A 21,661-nucleotide genomic window follows, 5' to 3' on the forward strand; every position below is an offset into this window, starting at 1 on the left:
CTTACGAATTGAGGCTTTTTTTTTCCGAATAAATAGATTTCTTTTTTCTTTTATTTATTAATATATATTGTAATAAAATCTCTTATTTTCGTTATAGTTTTATAAGTAGTTTATTTTTCTGAATGACATTTAAGAACCTTCTTTTTTTTATTTTTATTATCTCTTCTTTTTCTAGTAACGGACAAGCAGGAGAACAGGTATATCAATTTTTAAATTTATCTACTTCTGCTAGACAGGTTGCTTTAGGTGGAGAAGTTTTAACCCTTTTAGATGATGTGAATCAACCAATTTGGAACCCTTCTGTGATTAATGATGAACTTGATAATAAAATTTCTGTAAATTATACTAGTTATTTAGCAGGTATAAATGTTGGTTCTCTTTCTTCTGCAAAAACTATTTCTAGAAGATTTGGTACTCTTCATGGTAGTATTAAATACATTGATTATGGTTCTTTGATTGGCGCTGATGAAGAAGGTAATGAAACAGGTGATTTTAATGCAAGTGATTTAGCAATATCTATAGGCTATGCTAGAAATCTTCCTTGGACAAACTTATATTTTGGTTCTAATATTCGTTTTATTAATTCATCTATTGCCAATTTTTCATCAGTTGGTGTTTCAATGGACGTTGCTATTTTATATAATAATCCTTTTAAGCCTTTTGTAATTACTTTAGTTGCTAGAAATTTTGGAAAACAAGTTAAAAGTTTCAATGGCGTTGAGGAAGATTTACCATTTAAGGTAGCTTTAGGTGGTTCTTATCAATTAGATCATGTGCCTTTAAAATGGTATTTTACTTTAGAAAATTTACAAAAATGGAATATTTCTCCTTCAAATCCATCAGATAATACTACAGATTTAGAGGGTAATGTTACTTCTGAAGAAATTGGTTTTTTAGGTAATGCAATGAGGCATTTTGTTATAGGAGCTGAGTTATTTCCTGATAGTGTTATAAATTTAAGAGGTGGTTATAACTTTAGAAGAGCTGCAGAATTAAAGTTACAAAATGTTAGAACATTTAGTGGTTTTTCTTTTGGTTTTGGAATTAAAATGAATAAATTAAAGTTTAATTATGCATTTTCTAAATTTCATTCTGCAACAAATGCTAGTACTTTTAGTTTATTAATTGATTTAGATTGAATAAAATAAAATGAGTAAAAAAATTATTATTGCAATTGATGGCTTTTCATCTACAGGTAAAAGTACGATTGCTAAATTATTAGCACAAAAATATAATTATATTTATGTTGATACAGGTGCTATGTATAGAGCAGTAACTTTATATGCAAAGCAAAATAATTTTGTAGGCCTTGAAAAGTTAGATGTTTCTGGTCTTGTTTCTAACCTAAAAAACATTTCACTTTCTTTTCAACTTAATAACGATTTAGGTTTTGCAGAGATGTTTTTGAATGGTGTAAATGTTGAAAAGCACATTAGGTCTCTTGAAATTTCACAATTAGTTAGTAAAGTGTCTACTATTTCTGAAGTTAGAACAAAGTTAGTTGCAGAACAACAAATAATGGGAAAAGAAAGAGGAATTGTAATGGATGGTAGAGATATAGGTACTGTTGTTTTTCCTGATGCTGAATTGAAATTATTTATGACTGCTTCTGCTGACAAAAGAGCTACAAGGCGTTATAAAGAATTGATTGAAAGGGGTGATAAAGTTGAGTTTAAAGATATACTTTTTAATGTTCAAGAACGTGATAGAATAGATTCTACAAGACAAGATTCTCCTTTAATGAAGGCTAATGATGCTATTGAGTTTGATAATTCTGATATGGGAATTACTGAGCAATTTGAGAGAATTTGTACTTTAGTAGAAAAAAGAATTTCTTAATAATAATAAAGTTTGCAAACAAGTCTAGCCCAGATTGAACGGTCTGTTTGAGCTCTTTTTTACCTTTTTCAGGTAAAAAAAGCGAGTAGTGAAAGCTGGAAATAGCTTCAAATAATAATTTTAAGGAATATTCAAATATTTATGAGTTTGTAAAGAAATTTTCCATTTTGAATTTTTCATCACATAATCTACAATCTCTTCAGTCATTTTTTCTTTTTTACTCCACTCTGGTTGTAAAAACAACTGGCATTTTTTACCCACTTTAGCAGCTTGTTCTTCAGCAAAAATAAAATCGTTTTGATTGTGAATAATCATTTTTAATTCATCTGCTTCTCTATAATTTTCTGTCAAAGGTAATTTTGTTTTCTTTGGAGAAAGACAAAACCAGTCCCATTTTCCTGAAAAAGAATAGGCTCCAGAAGTTTCAATATGTGTTTTTATATGATTTTCTTGTAATGATTTTGTAATATAATCCATAGACCACATTAATGGTTCACCACCAGTAATAACAACAGTATTAGCGTATTTTTTAACATTTTGCACAATGGTATCTGCTAATGTTGGAGGATGTAAATCTGCGTTCCAACTTTCTTTAACATCACACCAATGGCAACCTACATCACAACCACCAACTCTAATAAAATAAGCTGCTGTGCCTGTGTGAGAACCTTCTCCTTGAATGGTGTAAAATTCTTCCATTAAGGGAAGCATTATACCTTTATCTACTAAATCTTTTGTTTTTTTATCCATCGTTATTAAAATCTACTAAATAGGTTTTAAAAATGCAAAGGTAGTTTTTTGTTGAGCAAGAATAAAAGGAATAATAATTTAATTCTAAAGTACTAAAAATCAAATGTTTTTTGTAAATTTGCACTCCTTTTTACGATAACAGATTTATAAAAGGATTAAATAAAACAATTTATAAAAACAACTCTTTGCGTTTTTATCGTTAATAATCTGGTAAACAATAAGATACAAATTATTATTCAGAAATGTCTGAAGAAACAAAAAACACTGAAGAGCAAGTAGTTGCTACTGAAGTACAAGAAACAGCGACTCCTGCTGTAGATCCAAAACAATTTTTAGCAGATTTTAACTGGCATAAATACGAAGAAGGTATTGATGAAGTTGATGAAGAAAAGTTAGCTGAGTTTGAAAAAGCGTTAGAAGGAACTGTAGGTTTTGTAAATGAACGTGATGTAATTGAAGGAACTGTAATTAGAATTACAGATAGAGACGCAATTATTGACATCAACTCAAAATCTGAAGGAGTTATCTCTTTAAACGAATTCCGTTATAACCAAGGTTTAGCAGAAGGAGATAAAGTAGAAGTATTAGTAGACAAAAGAGAGGATTCTTCTGGTCAATTAGTATTATCTCACAAAAAAGCAAGAGTAATTAAAGCATGGGAACGTGTTAACAATGCTCATGAAACTGGTGAAGTAGTTAACGGTTTTGTTAAATGTAGAACTAGAGGTGGTATGATTGTAGATGTTTTCGGAATCGAAGCATTTTTACCAGGATCTCAAATTGATGTAAAGCCAATTAGAGATTACGATCAATATGTTGAGAAAACAATGGAATTTAAAGTTGTTAAAATCAACCACGAATTTAAAAACGTTGTTGTATCTCATAAAGCACTTATTGAAGCTGATATTGAATTACAGAAAAAAGAAATTATTGGTCAATTAGAAAAAGGACAAGTATTAGAAGGTATTGTTAAAAATATTACTTCTTATGGAGTCTTTGTAGATTTAGGTGGCGTTGATGGTTTAGTACATATTACAGATTTATCTTGGTCTAGAATCAATCATCCAAATGAGGTTGTAGAATTAGATCAAAAATTAAACGTTGTAATTTTAGACTTTGATGATAACAAATCTAGAATTCAATTAGGATTAAAACAATTATCTGCTCACCCTTGGGAAGCTTTAAACACAGACTTAAAAGTTGGAGATAAAGTAAATGGTGAAGTTGTTGTTTTAGCTGATTATGGAGCATTCGTAGAAGTAGAACAAGGAGTAGAAGGGTTAATTCACGTTTCTGAAATGTCTTGGTCAACGCATTTACGTTCTGCACAAGATTTCGTAAAAGTTGGAGATAAAGTAGAAGCTCAAATTTTAACTTTAGATAGAGAAGACCGTAAAATGTCTTTAGGTATCAAGCAATTACACCCAGATCCTTGGACAGATATTACAACTAAATACCCTGTTGGTTCAACTCATACTGGTACAGTAAGAAACTACACTAACTTTGGTGTGTTTGTAGAGTTAGAAGAAGGTATTGATGGTTTAGTATATATCTCAGATTTATCTTGGACTAAGAAAGTGAAGCATCCATCAGATTTTGTTACTGTTGGTGATAAGCTAGAAGTACAAGTATTAGAATTAGATGTAGAGAACAGAAAATTAAACTTAGGTCATAAGCAAACTCAAGATAACCCTTGGGATGCACATGAAGCTACCTATGCAATTGGTTCTAAGCACACAGGTGTTGTAAAAGAAAAGAATGATAAAGGAGCAGTTGTAACTTTTTCTGACGGAGTTGAAGGTTTTGCACCAACACGTTTCTTAGAAAAAGAAGACGGTTCTAAAATCGAAAAAGGAGAAACAATAGAATTTGTAGTTTTAGAATTTTCTAAAGAATACAGAAGAGTAGTTGTATCTCATACCTCTTTATTTAAAGAACAAGAGAAGAAAAATGTTAAGGCAGCTATTAAAAAAGCAGCAGAAGTAGAAAAAACTACTTTAGGTGACATTGGAGGTCTTGCAGCTCTTAAAGAAAAAATGGAAGCAGGAGCAAAAAAGAAAAAGTAATTTCTTTTTAGTAAAAGCTAATATTTAAAATATCTAAAAGCCGATACATTTTGTATCGGCTTTTTCTATTTTACAAGGTTCTTAAAATTAGATTGGTAAGTGTCTTTACAATATTTTATTTTTGAACACTGAACACTGACTACTGCCAACTATTTTTTGGGCGTTCCCTAAAAAGGTCGGGCTTTCCACTATATCTTTTTGCAAAAAAAGCAAAAAGGATGCCGTTTCAATCCCTAACGCACACTTTTGCTAACCAATAGCAATATCAAAATTTACTACTTACTAATTTATTTAATCATTTAATAAAATTATATTTGTGGAGCTAAAAAAGACACTATTAAAATATGACATTAATAAAATCAATTTCAGGAATAAGAGGAACTATCGGAGGTAAAACAGCCGATAATTTAACACCAATAGATGCTGTAAAATTTGCAGCTGCTTATGGAGCATTTATCAAAGAAAGAAACAAAGGAAAGAAAAAAGTTAAAGTTGTAATTGGTAGAGATGCACGTATTTCTGGTAAAATGATTTCTAGCTTAGTAGCAAATACATTAGTAGGTTTAGGAATTGATGTAATAGATTTAGGATTGTCTACCACACCAACAGTAGAAATTGCTGTACCATTAGAAAAAGCAGACGGAGGTATTATTTTAACAGCATCTCACAATCCAAAACAATGGAATGCATTAAAATTATTAAATGAAAAAGGAGAATTTTTAAACGGAGCAGAAGGAGAGCAAATTTTGGCTTTAGCAGAAAGTGAAGATTTTGAATTTGCAGAAGTAGATGATTTAGGTTCATATAAAAAAAATAAAAAATACTTAAAAAAACATATTAAAGAAGTTTTAAAGTTAGATTTAGTAGATGTAAAAGCCATTAAAAAAGCAAAATTTAAAGTTGTTGTAGATGGTGTAAATTCTACAGGAGGAATCTTTATTCCTGCTTTATTAAATAAATTAGGTGTAGAATGTGTAGAATTATATTGTACGGCAAATGGAAAATTTCCTCACAATCCAGAACCATTAAAAGAACACTTAACAGCTATTTCTGAACTGGTAGTAAAAGAAAAAGCAGATTTAGGAATTGTTGTAGACCCAGATGTTGATAGACTTGCTTTAGTTTCTGAAGATGGATCTATGTTTGGAGAAGAATATACATTAGTTGCTTGTGCAGATTATGTATTAGGGAAATTAAAAGGAGGAAATACGGTTTCTAATTTATCATCTTCTAGAGCTTTGAGAGATGTTACTGAAAAACATGGTGGAACCTATACTGCTTCTGCAGTAGGTGAAGTAAATGTAGTCATCAAAATGAAAGAAACTAATACTGTAATTGGTGGAGAAGGAAATGGAGGAATCATTTACCCTGCATCTCATTATGGACGTGATTCTTTGGTGGGTGTTGCTTTGTTTTTATCGCATTTAGCAAATGGTAAAATGTCTTGTAAAGAGTTGAGAGATTCATATCCAAGTTATTTTATGAGTAAAAATAAAATTCAGTTAACGCCAGAAATAGATGTTGATAAAATTTTAGAAACCATGGCAACAAAATATGCTAACGAAGATGTAAATACAATAGATGGTGTAAAAATTGATTTTGCAGAAGAGTGGATTCATTTACGTAAATCGAATACAGAACCAATTATTAGAATTTATACAGAAGCAAAATCTCAGCAAGCAGCAGATGATTTGGCAGTAAGGTTTATCAATGAAATTAAAGAAATAATTGCATAATTTTTTAAATACAATTGATAAAATAAATAGTTCTTTTATTTGAATAAGAATTAATCAAATTTTTACTTTTTTATAGTAACATTTTTATCAATTAAAAAAGTAGTCTTTTAAATAAAATAGAGTATCAGATAGTTTTATAAAAACTCTTTTGGTACTCTATTTCTATGTTTAAATCGTCTGTGAGACCATAAATAGAATTCAGGTTGTTGCTTAATATTTTTTTCAGTGATTTTTAAATACTTTTCTGTTAACTCGTAATCTTTAAAATCTCTTGGTTTCTCAGCAATTAATTCAAAAGTAACTTCATAATAGCCACGTTTTACTTTTTTGGCAACATAGTTAATCATTGTACAGTCAAATTTTTTAGCAAGCATTTCTGCACCTGTATGAATGGGTACTTTAATGTTAAAAAAGTGACTCCAATAATAAGTTTTACTCAAAGCAGGACATTGATCACTCAATAAAATATAAGCAGCATGTATATTATTCGCTATATTTTTTTCGATATTTTTTACAGTTTCAGAAGTTTTATACCCATTGATGCCAAATCGTTTCCTACTTTTTTTTATTGCTTTATCGTAATACTTATTTGTAACTCTAGTGTAAGCACCTAAAATAGTTGTTTCTAAAGCAAGGGGCATACTTGTAGACCATTCCCAATTTGCTTGGTGAGCACCAACTATAATAATATTTTTTCCTTTTTTACCATAAGTATCTACCAATTCTGGATTTAAAAATTGAAACCTTTTTTTAATTTCTTTTTCGCTAATAGAAAAATACTTAACACTTTCTACAACTAAATCAGTAAAATGCTTAAAAAAATTTTTAGAAATTATTTTTATTTCATCATCAGATTTATCTGGAAAGGCTAGTTTTAGATTATTAAGAACTATTTTTTTTCTGTAACCAAAAACATAATAAACTACGATGAAAAAAAAGTCAGAAATTAAATATAAAATTCTCATTGGTAGTATAGAGAACAATAAAATGAATGGGTAGGTAAGTGCAAAACTTATAAATTGCATACAATTATTTTTGAGTTATATCTATCTTTTATTTCTATGTTTAAAACGTTTGTGAGACCATAAGTAAACTTCAGGTTGATTTCTAATATTACGCTCTGTAATTTTTAAAAATTGATCTGTAAGTTCATAGTTTTTATACGCTTTGGGGTTTTCTGTAACTAATTCGAATTCAACTTCGTAATAACCTCTTTTAACCCTTCTAGAAGTCCAATATACAAAACTCATATCATATTTTTTAGAGAGAGCTTCAGCTCCTGTGTGTACAGGTACTTTAACACCCATAAATGCTGCCCAATAATTAGTTTTGTTTATTTGAGGAGATTGATCACTCAATAAAATATAAATTCCCTGAACGTTATTTTTAAAATTTCGATGAATATTTCTTATGGTATCTGAAGATCTGTATAATGTTCCACCAAATTTAGAACGAGAAGTTTTAACTATTTTTTCAAAGTGCTTATTTTGTACTCTTGTATAAGCAGCAAAAAAAGCAGGATTTTTAATTTGTAAAGGCAAGCCTGTTAGCCATTCCCAATTAGCTTGATGAATTCCTACTAGAGCAATACTTTTTCCGTTTTTAGCAAGTTCTTCTAGTAAAGAAATATTTTTGTATTGCATCCTTTTTAAAATTTCTTTTTCAGAAATGGTAAAAGATTTTAAACTTTCAACAAAAAAGTCAGTTAAATGTTTAAAGAAACCTTTGCTAATTTGAATGATTTCCTCCTTGTTTTTTTCTGGAAAAGCTAATTTTAAGTTTTTAATTACTACTTTTTTTCGATATCCAATAACATAATAGTTTAAAAAATAAAGACCATCAGAAATTAGATACAATATATTCATTGGAAGCTTAGAAATGCTCCATATAATAGGATATATAATTGAAAACAGGATGTATTGCATATAGTACTTTTTGATGGCACAAATATCGTATATAAATTTAAAAACCAATAGCAATTGTAGCCTATTATTTACTATGTTTGTTGTATGATGAACAATATAAATCAAGCAGTTTTAATGCTTATTATAGCCAATGTTTTGGTTTCTATGAAAGGGTTTAAAGATTATGCCTTTTTAAATAAATATAAGTTTCAGGTAGGAGCTATTTTATCAGGAGAAAAAATTAGAGTACTAACTTCAGGTTTTTTGCATGCAGATTGGATGCATCTTGGTTTTAATATGTATGCTTTGTATCTTTTTGGAGATATTGTTGCTACAATTTTAGGAATGCCTAATTTTTTAATCATCTATTTTGGTAGTTTATTAGCTGGTAGTTTATACACAATTCAATACCATAAAAATGAACCCTATTACACTGCTGTTGGAGCTTCTGGGGCAGTTTCTGGTATTGTGTATTCTTCTATACTTTTATATCCTGCAATGGAATTATATCTATTTTTCATCCCCATTCCAATTCCTGGATCTATTTTTGGAGTAGGGTATTTATTATATTCTATTTATGGTATGAAAAAGCAATTAGGTAATGTTGGTCATTCTGCACATTTAGGTGGAGCAATTGGTGGCTTTGTGCTTACATTATTGTTAAATCCTTCTATATTTACAACAGATAAACTGTTAGTAATTTCATTAGGAATTCCTATTGTATTGGTACTAGTTTTTGGAGATAAATTAAGAAATTTATAGCATAAAAAAAGCCTTATTAAAATTAATAAGGCTTTTGAGCGAAAGACCAGGTTCGAACTGGCGACATTCAGCTTGGAAGGCTGACGCTCTACCAACTGAGCTACTTTCGCTTGGTAAAGAGTTGCAAATATAGCCTCTTTTCTGACTTTTGCAACAATTTTTCATCAAAAAATAATAAAATTTTTAGCTACTCTGTAAAGTGTTTAAAATGTGGTATCTAATTTTTTTTAGGCCTCCTATAATTAAAATAATGTTTTCTAAGTTACTATTTTTAGCGTTTTAAAATTGTTGTCTTTTATGTTTTTATATAAAAACAAGAATATAGGTTAACTGAAATTAATGAAAATTCATTATTTTGATTGTTAGTATTCCAAATTATGAAAAAATAGAAACACAAATTTTTAACGTTTGTAAGTGTAAGCTAAATCGATAAATTTCAATAAAATAATATGTAAAAAGTAAAGGTTTTAAATTTTAGAAAGTTAAAAACTGATCCATAAAAAATTAGTTGATTTGATTTCAGGATTTCTCAGGTTTTAAGTTCTTTGTCGTTATGGTATTAATTATCTCTTAAACCTATTTAAAACGTTTTTGAAACCTTGCAGGATAATTACAACAACTTTAAAATAGATGGTTATTAATTGAACTCAGGTTTTAAGGTCTTCTTGTTTATTGTAACTTTGTAAATATGTCATATATTAATAAAACGGCATATAAATTGACAAACATATATTTCTACTTTAAATAAAAACATGCAGCATCTTAAAGAATCAAAAAAACTGAGTAAAAAACCAAAAGTAACTTTAAAACAAGCTTTTATAACTATTATTTGGCCTCGTAGAAAGTTGGTTTTTGTAGGTTTAGTATTAATAATTATTAGAAGTTTATCTGGCTTTGTACTACCGTTGCAAAGTAAGGTGTTATTAGATGAAGTTGTACCTAATAAAAACGTAAATGAACTGTATAACTTAATATTGATTGTAATTGGTGCTATTTTGGTGCAAGCAATTACATCTTTTTTGTTAACAAAAGTATTGAGTATTCAGGCACAGTATTTAATATCAGAATTAAGAGCACAAGTACAAAAAAAAGTGCTCACTTTGCCAATCAGTTTTTTTGATAATACAAAATCTGGAGCTTTAGTATCAAGAATTATGAGTGATGTTGAAGGTGTTAGAAATTTAATTGGTACAGGTTTGGTACAATTAATTGGTGGCTCTTTTACAGCTATTTTAACATTGGTTATTCTATTAAAAATGAATGTTTGGATGACTGTTTTTACATTTGTTCCCTTATCTATTTTTGGTTTGATAGCCCTAAAATCCTTCAAATACATTCGTCCTATTTTTAGAGCAAGAGGTAAAATTAATGCAGAAGTAAAAGGGCGTTTAACAGAAACTTTAGGTGGAATTAGAGTTATAAAAGCTTTTAACGCAGAAGCACAAGAAACTAAAATCTTTGAAAAAGGAGTTGCAGATATTTTTACAAACGTTAAAAAAAGTATGACAGCCACTGCTTTAATGACCAGTTCATCTACTTTTTTAATAGGCATAGCAACTACTGGTGTTATGGGTTTAGGTGGCTATTTTATGATGCAAGGCACGTTGACTTTTGGAGATTTTATACAGTTTACTTTTCTATTAGCATTTATGGTGGCCCCAATTGTACAAATGAGTAATATTGGAAGTCAGTTAACAGAAGCTTTGGCAGGTTTAGATAGAACAGAAGAATTAATGAATATGCCAGCAGAAGAAGATAATGAAGATAGAACCATTATTTTAGATAAAATTAAAGGAGAAATTATTTTTGATGATGTTTCATTTGCTTATGAAGAAGGTAAAGAAGTATTGCATAACATTAATTTTGAGGTTCCTGCAGGTTCTGTAACAGCTTTGGTGGGTAGTTCTGGTTCTGGTAAATCTACTATTGCAGGTTTATCAGCAACATTTTTAAACCCTAAATCTGGTACAATTACAATTGACAAGCAAGACATGTCTAAAGTAAAACTAGCGAGTTATCGTAAAAATTTAGGTGTTGTTTTACAAGATGAGTTTCTATTTGAAGGAACTATCAAAGAAAATATTTTATTTCCTAGACCAAATGCAACAGAACAAGAATTACAAAATGCTGTAAAAGCTGCTTATGTAAATGAGTTTACAGATAGGTTTGATGATGGTTTAAATACGTTGATAGGAGAAAGAGGTGTAAAATTATCTGGCGGACAAAGACAGCGTTTGGCAATTGCTAGGGCGATATTAGCCAATCCAAAAATCATAATTTTAGACGAAGCAACGTCTAGTTTAGATACAGAAAGTGAGTCTTTAATTCAGAAAAGTTTATCAGAATTGATAAAAGACAGAACTACCATTGTAATTGCTCACAGATTAAGTACTATTAAACAAGCAGATCAAATTTTAGTAATAGAAGCTGGTAAAATTGCAGAAAGAGGCAATCATGAAGAACTGATTAAAGCTAAAGGTAGGTATTATGATTTGTATACCTATCAATCTAAGATATAATATAAGATTATTAAGTTTTTGAAATAAAACTGCCTAAAAATCGTTCTAAAATCTATATACCAATTTATGAAAAAAGTATTATTGTTATTATTAGTTTTGATATCTATTTGCTGTAATAATGTTTCAAAAAAAGAAACAATTACTGAAGTAAAAAAAGAAAATTTCCCAACAGAATTAGGAAAGGTTTTTGAAAAACATGGAGGAATTAAAGCTTGGAGAAAAAATAAAACCTTGTCTTTTAACTTAGAGGAAGAAGTTCATACAGCAGATTTGTATTCTAGAAAAACAATTGTAAGTACTTCTAATTATTCTTTGGGGTTTGATGGAAAAGAGGTTTGGTTAGCTGAAGAAATAGAGGGTTCTTTTAAAAGAAACCCAACTTTTTACTACAATCTTTTTTTCTACTTTTATGCAATGCCTTTTGTTTTAGCAGATGATGGAATTATCTATGAAAAAGTTGCAGATTTAACTTTTAATGGAGTTCAATATCCTGGATATAAAATATCTTACAAAGCAAATGTGGGCACTTCTCCTGATGATAATTATATGATGTATTACAATTCAAAAACGTATCAAATGGAATGGTTAGGATATACTGTTACTTTTAAAACAAAAAAGCCAAGTAATACTTATAAAATTATTAGGTATAATAAATGGGAAAACGTAAACGGATTTGTTTTACCAAAACAGATTACTTGGTATAAAAAAGATGAAAATGAAGTTTTAAAGGCGACTCCTAAAATTGTAGATTTTACTTTACCATTGTTAAGTACAGGTGAAATTTCTGATGCATTTTTTGAGAAGCCAGTTAAATAGTTTGTTAAATTAGAGTTTTGTTTTACCTTAATTCATCAATAAATCTCTTAACTGTAAATCGTTGTTTTTATTTAAACGAGTCATTATTTTTAAAAAAGCAATCGCTGTAATGTAGGCATCTCCTGTAGCTGTATGTCGATCGCTTTTAGAAATATTTAATTCATCACACAAATTATCTAAAGTATAATGTTTTTCTTCATTTTGATAAATGCTGTGTTTCGATTTTTTATATAAATACCCTGTATCTACTGTTTTATTTAGCAGTTTTGGTAAGTTATTTCTCTTTAAAATTTCGTTAATCATGTTTACATCAAAACCAATATGATGCCCCACTAAAACAGCAGTATCAATATATTTTAGAAATTGTTTTAAAGCATCTAATTCCGTAATTTTTTCTATAGAACCATCTTTTAAAATTCCATGAATTGGTACTGTTTCTGCTTTAAAAACAGCTTGTTTCACAAATACTTCAAAAGTATCATTTACTTTAATTGTAGTATTTATTAATGTAATTGCCCCGATAGAAAGTACGCGATCTTTTTTAACAGAAAAACCAGTAGTTTCTGTGTCAAAAACAACAAATCGAGTATTTGAGATGGAAAGTTTATTGGTCTTTAAAAAACTTTTTTGATACTCTTTATAGTAATTAGGAATAGGTTGTTTGTTTTTTTTGAAAAACCAATGAAATTTCATAACTATCTTATATTGCTTAAATTAAATCTTACAGAAAGTACTTCTTGAATTTCTCTAATAGGTTTAAAACATCTTTTTAATTTTAACTTTTCTTCTTTTGTTAAAGACTCTAATTGTATAAATGTACCAGAATTGTTGTGTAAAATTCCTTGTTTGGTTTTAAATTTTAATAATGCTTTAAATGCATAAGCACAAGATTGAAATAGCTCTTTATTTTGAGGTTCTAGTTCTGCTAATCTTTCAAAACGTTGAGCAGTATTGCTAATTCCAGAAATATTTTTTGATAAAATTAAAAGTCTAGCAGCATTAATTAAGGGCATTAAAGCCCTTCTTTTTATGTTGAAAGTATCTTTTTGCTCTCCATTATTTTCTACCAAAAATTGTTTAAAAAAACTTAAAGGAGAAGGGCTTGCAATGGCTTCTTTTGCTAAAAAGGTAAATAACAAGTCTCTTTTGTTTAATGATTTAAAAATACTTTCAGATAATTCTTTTGCCATCAAAAAATCGCCATAAACACGATTGTAATCAAAGAAAATAGAAGATAATAAAATTCCTTCATCATTCACATTAATAATCCAATCATTGAATTGGTTTTTCCATTCAGATAAAGACAAACACCATTTTGGGTTGCTTGCCATCATTTCTGCAGGACAATATTCATAACCAATTTTATGAAGCGATTTTGTAACATAACCTGCCATTTTTAAGAAATATTGTTTTGTTTCTTCGTATTTGTTTTCAGCAACATCTTCAAAAATTAAAGCATTGTCTTGGTCTGTGTATAAAAGTTGCTCTTTTCTACCTTGGCTTCCTAGAGCTAACCATGAGAATTTTGCAGGTGGAGCAATATTCATCTTTTTTAAAGAAAGTTCAATAACTCTTATAGTTACACTATCATTTATTTCAGAGATAATTTTAGAAATATGTGCTAATGGAATATTTTGCTCTAAATAAGATTTTAAAAGTAAGTTGGCTTTGTTTCTAATTTTACGAATTTCTCTTGTTCTTTTAGCACGTTGAATTTCTTTTAAAATAACAGTTGGGTTATTGCCTAAAGACGCTAAAACATCGTGATTGGTTAAAATTCCTATTAATTTAGAGTTACTTGTTCCATCTTCAGTAATACATAAATGACCAACTTTGTTTTTAATCATGTGTAATTGGGCATCTAAAACCGTTAGGTTTTTAGTATAGGTAATTACAGGGCTAGACATAATTTCTGTAACATTTGCATCTATAGAAACAATACCAGTGGCAATTTTATTTTTAATATCACTATTTGTAATAATCCCTTTAGGATTTGCATTTGTATCAACAACTACAATACAGCCAATTTTTTTACGACTCATTTTTATGGCAGCCTCTTTAATTGTAGATTTAATAGAGCATTTTAATGGTTTTTTAGTATAATTAACAGCATGTAAATTTGTAGAGGCTAAATTATCTTTAGCAATATAATCTGTAAAAATATTATTACTTTGCTCATTAGTATAGGGATCAAAAGATTTTGAGGCAAATGAGGTTATAAGGTATTTATTTACTTTTGCATTGTTTTCAATTTCGGCTTCAAAAATAGCAATCGGAATTCCATAAACAATAGATTCTTCATTAGCAATTGCATCTAATAAATAATTTTCTTTACTAATTAAGGGTCTTAAGCCAAAAATATCTCCACCATCACAAATATCAATAAGTATTTTATTGTCTTTTGTGTTTTTGTGTAAGCTAATTCCACCATTTCTAACCATATAAAAATGGTTATGTATTGTGTCATCTCCATTAAAAATTACTTTTCCTTTTTCGAGGTAGATAATTTTTACTTCTGTTGCTATTTTTAAAATCTTATTTTTAGGTAATAAGTTAAAAGGTGGGTATTCTTTTAAAAAATCAAAAACACGTTCAGCAATTGAATTTTTCATCTTTCTTCTATTTGTTGATGAATTTTACCATAAACATTACAATAATAGTCATGAAACCTAGAGAGTAATACATTTTTTAAGCCATTGGTGTTTTTTAAAGTTGATAAATCAAACAATTTAATGTCGTCAACTTCTTCTTCTTGAATTTTTAATTCAGAAACTGGCACTTTTAATTCAGCCATAAAAACATGATGGTATTCATTGTCTTGGATGCCATTTAAATGAGATACTTGATGAATTCTTGTACCAATTTTAATCAATTCTTTTTCTTCTAAATTTATACCAATTTCTTCAAAAACTTCTCTTTTGCAGAAGATAAAACAGTTTCTCCAGCACCAATATGTCCTGCCACAGAAATATCCCACAAACCAGGAAATACTTTTTTTGTCATTGCTCTTTTTTGCAGCAATATTTTTTTATCAGCAGTAAAAAGCCAAATATGTACAGTGGCATGAAACCAACCGTGTTTGTGTGCTTCAGATTTTAAAGCCGTTTTTCCTGTAGATTTTCCTTCAGAAGTTAAAATGTCTATAAGTTCATCCATATATAAGAATTATGAATTACGAATTATTAATTCGTAATTCATAATTGGAGTAATTTATTCAAAATAAGAAAACGTTTCTCCGTCTTTAATATTTAACAACGTTTCATAAATCATTTTAATTACATTTTCTACATCCTCTCTGTGTACCATTTCTACAGTAGTATGCATGTATCTTAAAGGTAGAGAAATTAAAGCAGAAGCAACACCACCATTGCTATAAGCAAAAGCATCAGTATCTGTACCTGTTGCTCTAGAGAGTGCAGAACGTTGAAAAGGAATCTTTTTTGCTTCGGCAGTTTCTGTAATTAAATCGCGTAATTTTTGTTGTACTGCAGGTGCATAAGCAATTACAGGTCCTTTACCTAATTCCATTAAGCCTGCTTTTTTAGGTTCAATCATTGGTGTAGTTGTGTCATGTGTTACATCAGTAACAATAGCCACATTTGGTTTTATAGTTTGTGTAATCATTTCTGCTCCACGCAAACCAATTTCTTCTTGTACAGCATTAGTAATGTACAATCCAAAAGGCAATTCTTTTTTGTTTTCTTTTAAAAGGCGAGCAACTTCAGCAATCATAAAACCACCCATTCTATTATCTAAAGCCCTACACACAAACTTATCTCCGTTTAAAATATGAAATTCATCTGGATAGGTTATTACACAACCAACATGAACGCCTAAAGCTTCTACTTCTTCTTTAGTAGCACAACCTGTGTCAATAAAAATATTGTCTGGTTTTGGAGCTTCTTCATTGGCTTTATTTCTGGTATGGATTGCAGGCCATCCAAAAACACCTTTTACAATGCCGTTTTTAGTGTGAATATTTACAATTTTACTAGGTGCAATTTGATGATCTGAACCTCCGTTTCTAATCACATAAATTAAACCGTTATCAGAAATATAGTTTACATACCAAGAAATTTCATCTGCATGCCCTTCTATGACCACTTTGTATTTAGCATCTGGATTTATAATACCAACAGCAGTACCATAAGTGTCTGTAATAAAAGTATCTACATAAGGCTTTAAATAGTCCATCCAAATTTTTTGACCTTCCCATTCATAACCAGTTGGTGCAGCATTATTTAAGTATTTCTCTAAAAAGTCTAACGATTTTTTATTTAAAATTGATTTTGTTGACATTATTAATACGTTTATAAAGTTTAAATATGAAAAATTTAAGTTAAAATGTTAATTCGTATTTTCTTTATAATTGAAATAAAAAAGAAAAATAACCAGAACATCTTAAACTCTCAGTGGTAAAAATAATCCATTTTTTTAGCAATTCCATTAAAAAAAGCACAAAAAAATGTATTAAAAGTGCTTACTTTTACAAGAACAACCAAACTCAATTTTAAAACCAAACAACAATGAAATTAGTAATCAATAATTTAACCAAAACGTATAAAAATGGCGTAAAGGCGATTGATAATTTAAGTATAGAAATTGGTATAGGAATGTTTGGTTTGTTAGGTCCTAATGGAGCAGGAAAATCATCTTTAATGAGAACTATTGCAACGTTACAAAGTCCAGATTCTGGTTCAATTACTTTTGGAGATATCAATGTTTTAGAAGACAATATGTCTTTACGAAAAGTGTTGGGTTATTTGCCACAATCTTTTGGGGTGTATCCAAAAATGTCGGCAGAAGAATTGTTAGATTATTTTGCAACTTTAAAGGGGGTTTCAAATTCATCAGAAAGAAAAGCAATTGTAACACAAGTTTTAGAAATTACCAATTTATATGACGTTAGACATAAATATGTTGCAGGTTATTCTGGCGGAATGAAACAACGTTTTGGAATTGCACAATTACTTTTAAACAACCCAAAATTAATTATTGTTGATGAACCAACTGCAGGTTTAGATCCTGCAGAAAGACATCGTTTTTTAAATGTTTTACGAGAAGTTGGTACCAATTGTACTGTTATTTTTTCTACACATATTGTAGAGGATGTAAAAGAATTGTGTAACGAAATGGCAATTTTAAATGGAGGGAAAATTTTAAAACATACAACACCACAAGAAGCTACCAAAGAATTAGCAAACACTATTTGGACGAAAATTATTACAAGAGAAGAGTTAGAAGAAAATGCACAAAAATTCAATATTTTATCATCAAATTATAACCAAGATAACTCTTTAAATATTAGAGTTTTTGCAACAGAAAAACCTTCTGATGATTTTGTGAAAGCTACCCCACAATTAGACGATGTGTATTTTATCGCTTTAAAAGAAGATGAGCCTGTTTTAACAATTTAAGAGTTATTAGTTAATAAGTAGAGAGTATTTAAAATACTCTAATTAGGAATCATTATTTAAGTAGCACAATTCATCACTCAAAACTCATCACTAATCACTCGAAAATTATGTTTTCAACTATTTTTAAGCAAGAGTTAAAATACTGGTTTTCTAAACCCGTTTTTTATATTTATATATCTATTTTTTTATTGATTGCATTTTTATTATCAGCATCTAATGCTGGTATTTGGGATGATATTACAGGTACTACAGGCTCGTCAAGAATTGTAAATTCTCCTATAAATGTTTTAGGTTTATTTAACACAATTACTATTTTAATTCTGTTTTTATTTCCCTCTATTATTGGTGTTGCTATTTATAGAGATTTTAAAAGTGATATGCATACTATTTTGTATTCTTACCCATTTACAAAAGCTAATTATTTATTTGCAAAATTTTTTAGTGGTATTGTAGTTGTTTCTAGTATTGTTTTGGTAATTGCTATAGGAATGATTATTGGTTTTAGATTTCCAGGAACAAATTCACAAATTGTAGGAGGTTTTAATATTGTAACCTATTTAAAGACTTATCTACTTTTTATTTTACCAAATGTGCTGTTTTTTGGAGCAGTAGTATTTGCTGTGGTTACATTTTCTAGAAATATTGCAGCAGGTTTTATTACTGTTATCTTATTGCTGTTTGCTCAAGGTGCAATGAGTAGCATGCTATCAGAACCAGAGCAAGCAAATGTATTGGCAATATTAGATCCTTTTGGAGCAGCTGCATCTAATTTTTACACAAAATATTGGACAGTTTCTGAGCAAAACGAATTGCAAATACCAATTAAAGAACTAATTATTTATAATAGATTACTCTGGCTACTTGTATCATCTGTAATTTTTGGTGTGGTGTTTAGGTATTTTAAATTTAATCAAAATGCAATTTCATTTTCTTTCAAAAAATCAAAAATAGAAACAATTACTAAAACTAATTTTAACGGTATTACAAGAATATCCTTACCCAAAGTAACACATAATTACTCGTTTATTCAAAATTTAAAAGTGATGTGGAAACTATCAAACATCGATTTTAAATATATTTTTAAAAGTTTGCCATTTATCTGTATACTTATTGTTGGTGTTTTAATGTTGGTAGGTACTTTGTTTACAATAGGCAAAATAGTTGGCACAAAAACATTACCAGTTACTTGGCAAATGCTTAGAGGTGGAAATGTTTTTAGTACATTAATTATAAATTTATGTACGTTTTTGTATGCAGGTATTTTAATACAAAGAGCAAAAACTACAAAAATAAATCATTTAATAGATAGCACACCAATATATAATTGGGTGTTACTTTTTTCTAAATTCATTGCGTTGTTAAAAATGCAATTGGTTTTACTATCTGTTATTTTGGTTTCGGGTGTTTTGTATCAAACCTACCAAGGTTATTATGATTATGAAGTAGGGCATTATTTAAAAGAATTGTATGGGTTAAAATTTATCAATTACTTTATATGGGCTTTTATGGCAATTTTTATCCAAACCTTAATTAAAAATCAATATTTAGGGTTGTTTATAATGTTGATTATAGCAATTGGTACTCCTTTATTATCTTTAATCGGTATAGAATTACCAATCTTTAAATACAATCAAGGTTCAGGTTTTAGATATTCAGATATGAATGGTTATGGCACAGCTTTGTCTAGGTATTTGTGGTACAAATTGTATTGGGTTTTAGGAGGGGTTTTATTGCTAATAATTAGTTTACTATTTTGGGTTAGAGGCTTGCCAAGTTCATTTTCAGAAAGACTTCTTTTAGCAAAAAAACGCTTTAAACCCTCTCAAAAAATAGCTTTTATGTTAGTATTGATTGCTTTTTTAACTTTAGGCGTTTCTATTTATAAAGAAATAAGATCGAAAAGTAAAAAAACGGCGTCTAAACAAAGAGAGCTAAATGCAGTAAAATGGGAAAAAACATATAAAAAATATGAAGAATACCATCAACCTAGAATAGTTGCTGTAAATGTAAGTTTAGATATGTATCCCAAAGAAAAAACTTACAAAGCAAGTGCTATTTATACACTCGTAAATAAAACAGATAAGTCTATTGATAGTTTGTTTTTGAATCATAATTCGTTAAAAAGTACTTTTGAGTTTGATAAAGCAACTGATTTAGTGGTAGAAGACAAACTTTTTCATTTTGATGTTTATCAATTTTGTGAACCAATACAACCAGGAGATTCTTTACAATTAACCATCCATGTAAAAAGTAAAGAAAATACTCGCTTTAAAAGACGTTCACCTATTATAGAAAATGGGACTTTTATTAATAATTTTACAATTTTTCCTACTTTAGGGTATTCCTCAAAAGGAGAATTAACAGATAATAAAACACGTGAAAAATACAATTTACCACCTAATAATTTACGACCAAATCCAACTGATTCATCAGCTTTAGGAAATACTTATATTTCTAAAGATTCAGATTGGATAGATTTTGAAGCAACCGTTTCTACATCAAAAGATCAAATTGCAATTGCTCCAGGCTATTTACAAAAAGAATGGACAGAAGATGGTCGTAACTATTTCCATTATAAAATGGATAGTAAAATATTAAATTTTTATGCATTTAATTCTGCCAGATATAAAGTTAAAAAAGAATTATATAAAGGGATAAGTCTAGAAATTTATTATCATAAACCCCATGATTTTAATTTGGATAGAATGTTAAAAGGTATGAAAGCATCCCTAGATTACAATGCTAAAAACTTTAGTCCTTATCAGCATAGACAATTAAGAATTATAGAGTTTCCTAAAACTGCTGGTAGTTTTGCACAATCTTTTCCAAATACAATTCCGTTTTCAGAAAGTGTAGGTTTTATTGCAGATGTAGATGATAAAAAAGATGATGGTGTAGATTATCCTTTTGCAATAACAGTGCATGAAGTTTCACATCAATGGTGGGCACATCAAGTAATTGGTGCAGATGTTTTAGGAGCAACCATGTTGTCTGAAAGCATATCTGAATATGTAACGCTAAAAGTATTAGAACATCAACATGGAAAAAACAAAATGCGTACATTTTTAAAAGATGCTTTAGATAAGTATTTGTTACAAAGAACCATGGAAACTAAACGAGAAAAACCTTTAATGTATAATGATGGACAAGGCTATATTCATTATCAAAAAGGCTCTTTAGTTTTTTATGCTTTGAGTGATTATATAGGAGAAGATAAATTAAATGGAGCGTTAAAAAAATATCTAGAAAAAGTGCAATTTCAAGAGCCTCCTTACACAACTTCTTTAGAAATGATGCAGTATATTAAAGAAGTAACCCCAGATTCTTTAAAGTATGTACTTAAAGATATGTTTGAAACGATTACACTTTATAAAAATAGTATTAAAGATGTAAAATCCATACAATTAGAAAACGGAAAATATAAGGTAGAAATTGAGTTTGAAGTTTCTAAATATAGAAATGATGAAAAAGGGAAGAAGTTTTATGGTAATAAAGTGGGAGATACTTTGGTTTACAAAAATGACGAAGTTAAAAAACCAATTTTATCAGTTCCCTTAGCAGATTATATAGATATTGGTGTTTTTACTGTAACAGAAATTGATGGTAAAAAGAAAGAAAAGGAACTCTATTTACAAAAACATAAAATTACTCAAATTAATAATAAAATAACCATTATTGTTGATAAAAAACCAACAGAAGTAGGAGTAGATCCTTACAATAAATTGATAGACACAAAGTCTGATGATAATCGAAGGAAATTGTAAAAATTCAATTTTTATCAAAAAAAAATCACGAATTCATTAATTTTTCTTTTTTAGATGAAAACAAAAAAAAGGTCTAATTTTTTTAAAC

At 28.9% G+C, this 21,661-nt stretch carries 17 protein-coding genes and 1 tRNA gene; 9 read left to right on the forward strand and 9 right to left on the reverse strand.

Annotated elements, in window-relative coordinates:
- Nucleotides 1-122: 122 nt before the first annotated feature.
- Entirely contained in the window at nucleotides 123-1,139 is a 1,017-nt protein-coding gene (porQ, locus tag Q0731_RS09275; RefSeq protein ID WP_299063079.1) for a type IX secretion system protein PorQ, read from the forward strand.
- 10 nt (nucleotides 1,140-1,149) lie between these two features.
- Entirely contained in the window at nucleotides 1,150-1,839 is a 690-nt protein-coding gene (cmk, locus tag Q0731_RS09280; RefSeq protein ID WP_299063082.1) for a (d)CMP kinase, read from the forward strand.
- 120 nt (nucleotides 1,840-1,959) lie between these two features.
- Here cmk and Q0731_RS09285 read toward each other — a convergent pair whose 3' ends face one another.
- Nucleotides 1,960-2,589 (reverse strand): 7-carboxy-7-deazaguanine synthase QueE, encoded by a 630-nt coding sequence (locus Q0731_RS09285; RefSeq protein WP_299063084.1) that lies wholly within the window; start codon nucleotides 2,587-2,589, stop codon nucleotides 1,960-1,962.
- Nucleotides 2,590-2,831: 242 nt separating this feature from the next.
- Here Q0731_RS09285 and rpsA point away from each other — a divergent pair, with 242 nt between their 5' ends.
- Nucleotides 2,832-4,655 carry a 30S ribosomal protein S1 gene (gene rpsA, locus Q0731_RS09290; RefSeq protein ID WP_299063086.1) on the forward strand — a complete coding sequence of 608 codons (1,824 nt, stop codon included), beginning with the start codon at nucleotides 2,832-2,834 and terminating at the stop codon, nucleotides 4,653-4,655.
- Nucleotides 4,656-4,999: 344 nt separating this feature from the next.
- Entirely contained in the window at nucleotides 5,000-6,391 is a 1,392-nt protein-coding gene (gene glmM / locus Q0731_RS09295; protein ID WP_299063088.1) for a phosphoglucosamine mutase, read from the forward strand.
- Between the two features lie 134 nt (nucleotides 6,392-6,525).
- Here the strand turns inward: glmM and Q0731_RS09300 are convergent, their stop codons facing one another.
- Nucleotides 6,526-7,416 carry a lysophospholipid acyltransferase family protein gene (locus Q0731_RS09300; protein ID WP_299063091.1) on the reverse strand — a complete coding sequence of 297 codons (891 nt, stop codon included), beginning with the start codon at nucleotides 7,414-7,416 and terminating at the stop codon, nucleotides 6,526-6,528.
- 21 nt (nucleotides 7,417-7,437) lie between these two features.
- The gene (locus tag Q0731_RS09305; RefSeq protein WP_299063094.1) at nucleotides 7,438-8,316 is read right to left on the reverse strand and encodes a lysophospholipid acyltransferase family protein; all 879 of its coding nucleotides are present in this window, start codon (nucleotides 8,314-8,316) and stop codon (nucleotides 7,438-7,440) included.
- 84 nt (nucleotides 8,317-8,400) lie between these two features.
- Here Q0731_RS09305 and Q0731_RS09310 point away from each other — a divergent pair, with 84 nt between their 5' ends.
- The gene (locus Q0731_RS09310; RefSeq protein ID WP_299063097.1) at nucleotides 8,401-9,057 is read left to right on the forward strand and encodes a rhomboid family intramembrane serine protease; all 657 of its coding nucleotides are present in this window, start codon (nucleotides 8,401-8,403) and stop codon (nucleotides 9,055-9,057) included.
- 37 nt (nucleotides 9,058-9,094) lie between these two features.
- Here the strand turns inward: Q0731_RS09310 and Q0731_RS09315 are convergent.
- A tRNA-Gly gene (locus Q0731_RS09315) sits at nucleotides 9,095-9,167 on the reverse strand.
- A gap of 642 nt (nucleotides 9,168-9,809) precedes the next feature.
- Here Q0731_RS09315 and Q0731_RS09320 point away from each other — a divergent pair.
- Together Q0731_RS09320 and Q0731_RS09325 are read left to right on the forward strand one after the other, a co-directional pair.
- On the forward strand, nucleotides 9,810-11,576 hold the full coding sequence (locus Q0731_RS09320) for an ABC transporter ATP-binding protein (protein ID WP_299063100.1): 1,767 nt from the start codon (nucleotides 9,810-9,812) through the stop codon (nucleotides 11,574-11,576).
- 66 nt (nucleotides 11,577-11,642) lie between these two features.
- Nucleotides 11,643-12,392 (forward strand): DUF6503 family protein, encoded by a 750-nt coding sequence (locus Q0731_RS09325; protein WP_299063103.1) that lies wholly within the window; start codon nucleotides 11,643-11,645, stop codon nucleotides 12,390-12,392.
- Between the two features lie 27 nt (nucleotides 12,393-12,419).
- On the opposite strand, the gene Q0731_RS09330 is transcribed toward Q0731_RS09325, so the two are convergent.
- From Q0731_RS09330 to Q0731_RS09350, 5 genes are read right to left on the reverse strand one after another with little or no spacing between them, the layout of a single operon-like run.
- Nucleotides 12,420-13,085 (reverse strand): 3'-5' exonuclease, encoded by a 666-nt coding sequence (locus Q0731_RS09330; RefSeq protein WP_299063106.1) that lies wholly within the window; start codon nucleotides 13,083-13,085, stop codon nucleotides 12,420-12,422.
- 2 nt (nucleotides 13,086-13,087) lie between these two features.
- Nucleotides 13,088-15,004: a DUF294 nucleotidyltransferase-like domain-containing protein gene (locus Q0731_RS09335; protein ID WP_299063109.1), complete on the reverse strand. Its 1,917-nt coding sequence runs from the start codon at nucleotides 15,002-15,004 to the stop codon at nucleotides 13,088-13,090.
- A complete protein-coding gene (locus tag Q0731_RS09340) occupies nucleotides 15,001-15,264 on the reverse strand; it encodes a hypothetical protein (RefSeq protein WP_299063112.1) in 264 nt (87 codons plus the stop codon). Before Q0731_RS09340 ends, Q0731_RS09335 begins: the two co-directional genes overlap by 4 nt.
- A gap of 17 nt (nucleotides 15,265-15,281) precedes the next feature.
- A complete protein-coding gene (locus tag Q0731_RS09345) occupies nucleotides 15,282-15,548 on the reverse strand; it encodes an NUDIX domain-containing protein (RefSeq protein ID WP_299063113.1) in 267 nt (88 codons plus the stop codon).
- A 54-nt stretch (nucleotides 15,549-15,602) separates the two neighbouring features.
- Nucleotides 15,603-16,691, reverse strand: a complete 1,089-nt coding sequence (locus tag Q0731_RS09350) for a M42 family metallopeptidase (protein WP_299063114.1) — start codon at nucleotides 16,689-16,691, stop codon at nucleotides 15,603-15,605.
- Nucleotides 16,692-16,918: 227 nt separating this feature from the next.
- Between Q0731_RS09350 and Q0731_RS09355 the strand changes: the two genes are divergently transcribed.
- Together Q0731_RS09355 and Q0731_RS09360 are read left to right on the forward strand one after the other, a co-directional pair.
- A complete protein-coding gene (locus Q0731_RS09355; RefSeq protein ID WP_299063116.1) occupies nucleotides 16,919-17,809 on the forward strand; it encodes an ABC transporter ATP-binding protein in 891 nt (296 codons plus the stop codon).
- Nucleotides 17,810-17,916: 107 nt separating this feature from the next.
- A complete protein-coding gene (locus tag Q0731_RS09360; protein WP_299063119.1) occupies nucleotides 17,917-21,573 on the forward strand; it encodes a M1 family aminopeptidase in 3,657 nt (1,218 codons plus the stop codon).
- Nucleotides 21,574-21,661: the final 88 nt, after the last annotated feature.

This window comes from uncultured Polaribacter sp. (assembly GCF_947497695.1).
Classification (GTDB): domain Bacteria; phylum Bacteroidota; class Bacteroidia; order Flavobacteriales; family Flavobacteriaceae; genus Polaribacter.

Bases quoted from the DNA above. Each gene is read 5' to 3' on its own strand.
- porQ (WP_299063079.1), top strand. From the start codon at position 123: ATGACATTTAAGAACCTTCTTTTTTTTATTTTTATTATCTCTTCTTTT.
- cmk (WP_299063082.1), top strand. From the start codon at position 1,150: ATGAGTAAAAAAATTATTATTGCAATTGATGGCTTTTCATCTACAGGT.
- Q0731_RS09285 (WP_299063084.1), bottom strand. From the start codon at position 2,589: ATGGATAAAAAAACAAAAGATTTAGTAGATAAAGGTATAATGCTTCCC.
- rpsA (WP_299063086.1), top strand. From the start codon at position 2,832: ATGTCTGAAGAAACAAAAAACACTGAAGAGCAAGTAGTTGCTACTGAA.
- glmM (WP_299063088.1), top strand. From the start codon at position 5,000: ATGACATTAATAAAATCAATTTCAGGAATAAGAGGAACTATCGGAGGT.
- Q0731_RS09300 (WP_299063091.1), bottom strand. From the start codon at position 7,416: ATGCAATTTATAAGTTTTGCACTTACCTACCCATTCATTTTATTGTTC.
- Q0731_RS09305 (WP_299063094.1), bottom strand. From the start codon at position 8,316: ATGCAATACATCCTGTTTTCAATTATATATCCTATTATATGGAGCATT.
- Q0731_RS09310 (WP_299063097.1), top strand. From the start codon at position 8,401: ATGATGAACAATATAAATCAAGCAGTTTTAATGCTTATTATAGCCAAT.
- Q0731_RS09320 (WP_299063100.1), top strand. From the start codon at position 9,810: ATGCAGCATCTTAAAGAATCAAAAAAACTGAGTAAAAAACCAAAAGTA.
- Q0731_RS09325 (WP_299063103.1), top strand. From the start codon at position 11,643: ATGAAAAAAGTATTATTGTTATTATTAGTTTTGATATCTATTTGCTGT.
- Q0731_RS09330 (WP_299063106.1), bottom strand. From the start codon at position 13,085: ATGAAATTTCATTGGTTTTTCAAAAAAAACAAACAACCTATTCCTAAT.
- Q0731_RS09335 (WP_299063109.1), bottom strand. From the start codon at position 15,004: ATGAAAAATTCAATTGCTGAACGTGTTTTTGATTTTTTAAAAGAATAC.
- Q0731_RS09345 (WP_299063113.1), bottom strand. From the start codon at position 15,548: ATGGATGAACTTATAGACATTTTAACTTCTGAAGGAAAATCTACAGGA.
- Q0731_RS09350 (WP_299063114.1), bottom strand. From the start codon at position 16,691: ATGTCAACAAAATCAATTTTAAATAAAAAATCGTTAGACTTTTTAGAG.
- Q0731_RS09355 (WP_299063116.1), top strand. From the start codon at position 16,919: ATGAAATTAGTAATCAATAATTTAACCAAAACGTATAAAAATGGCGTA.
- Q0731_RS09360 (WP_299063119.1), top strand. From the start codon at position 17,917: ATGTTTTCAACTATTTTTAAGCAAGAGTTAAAATACTGGTTTTCTAAA.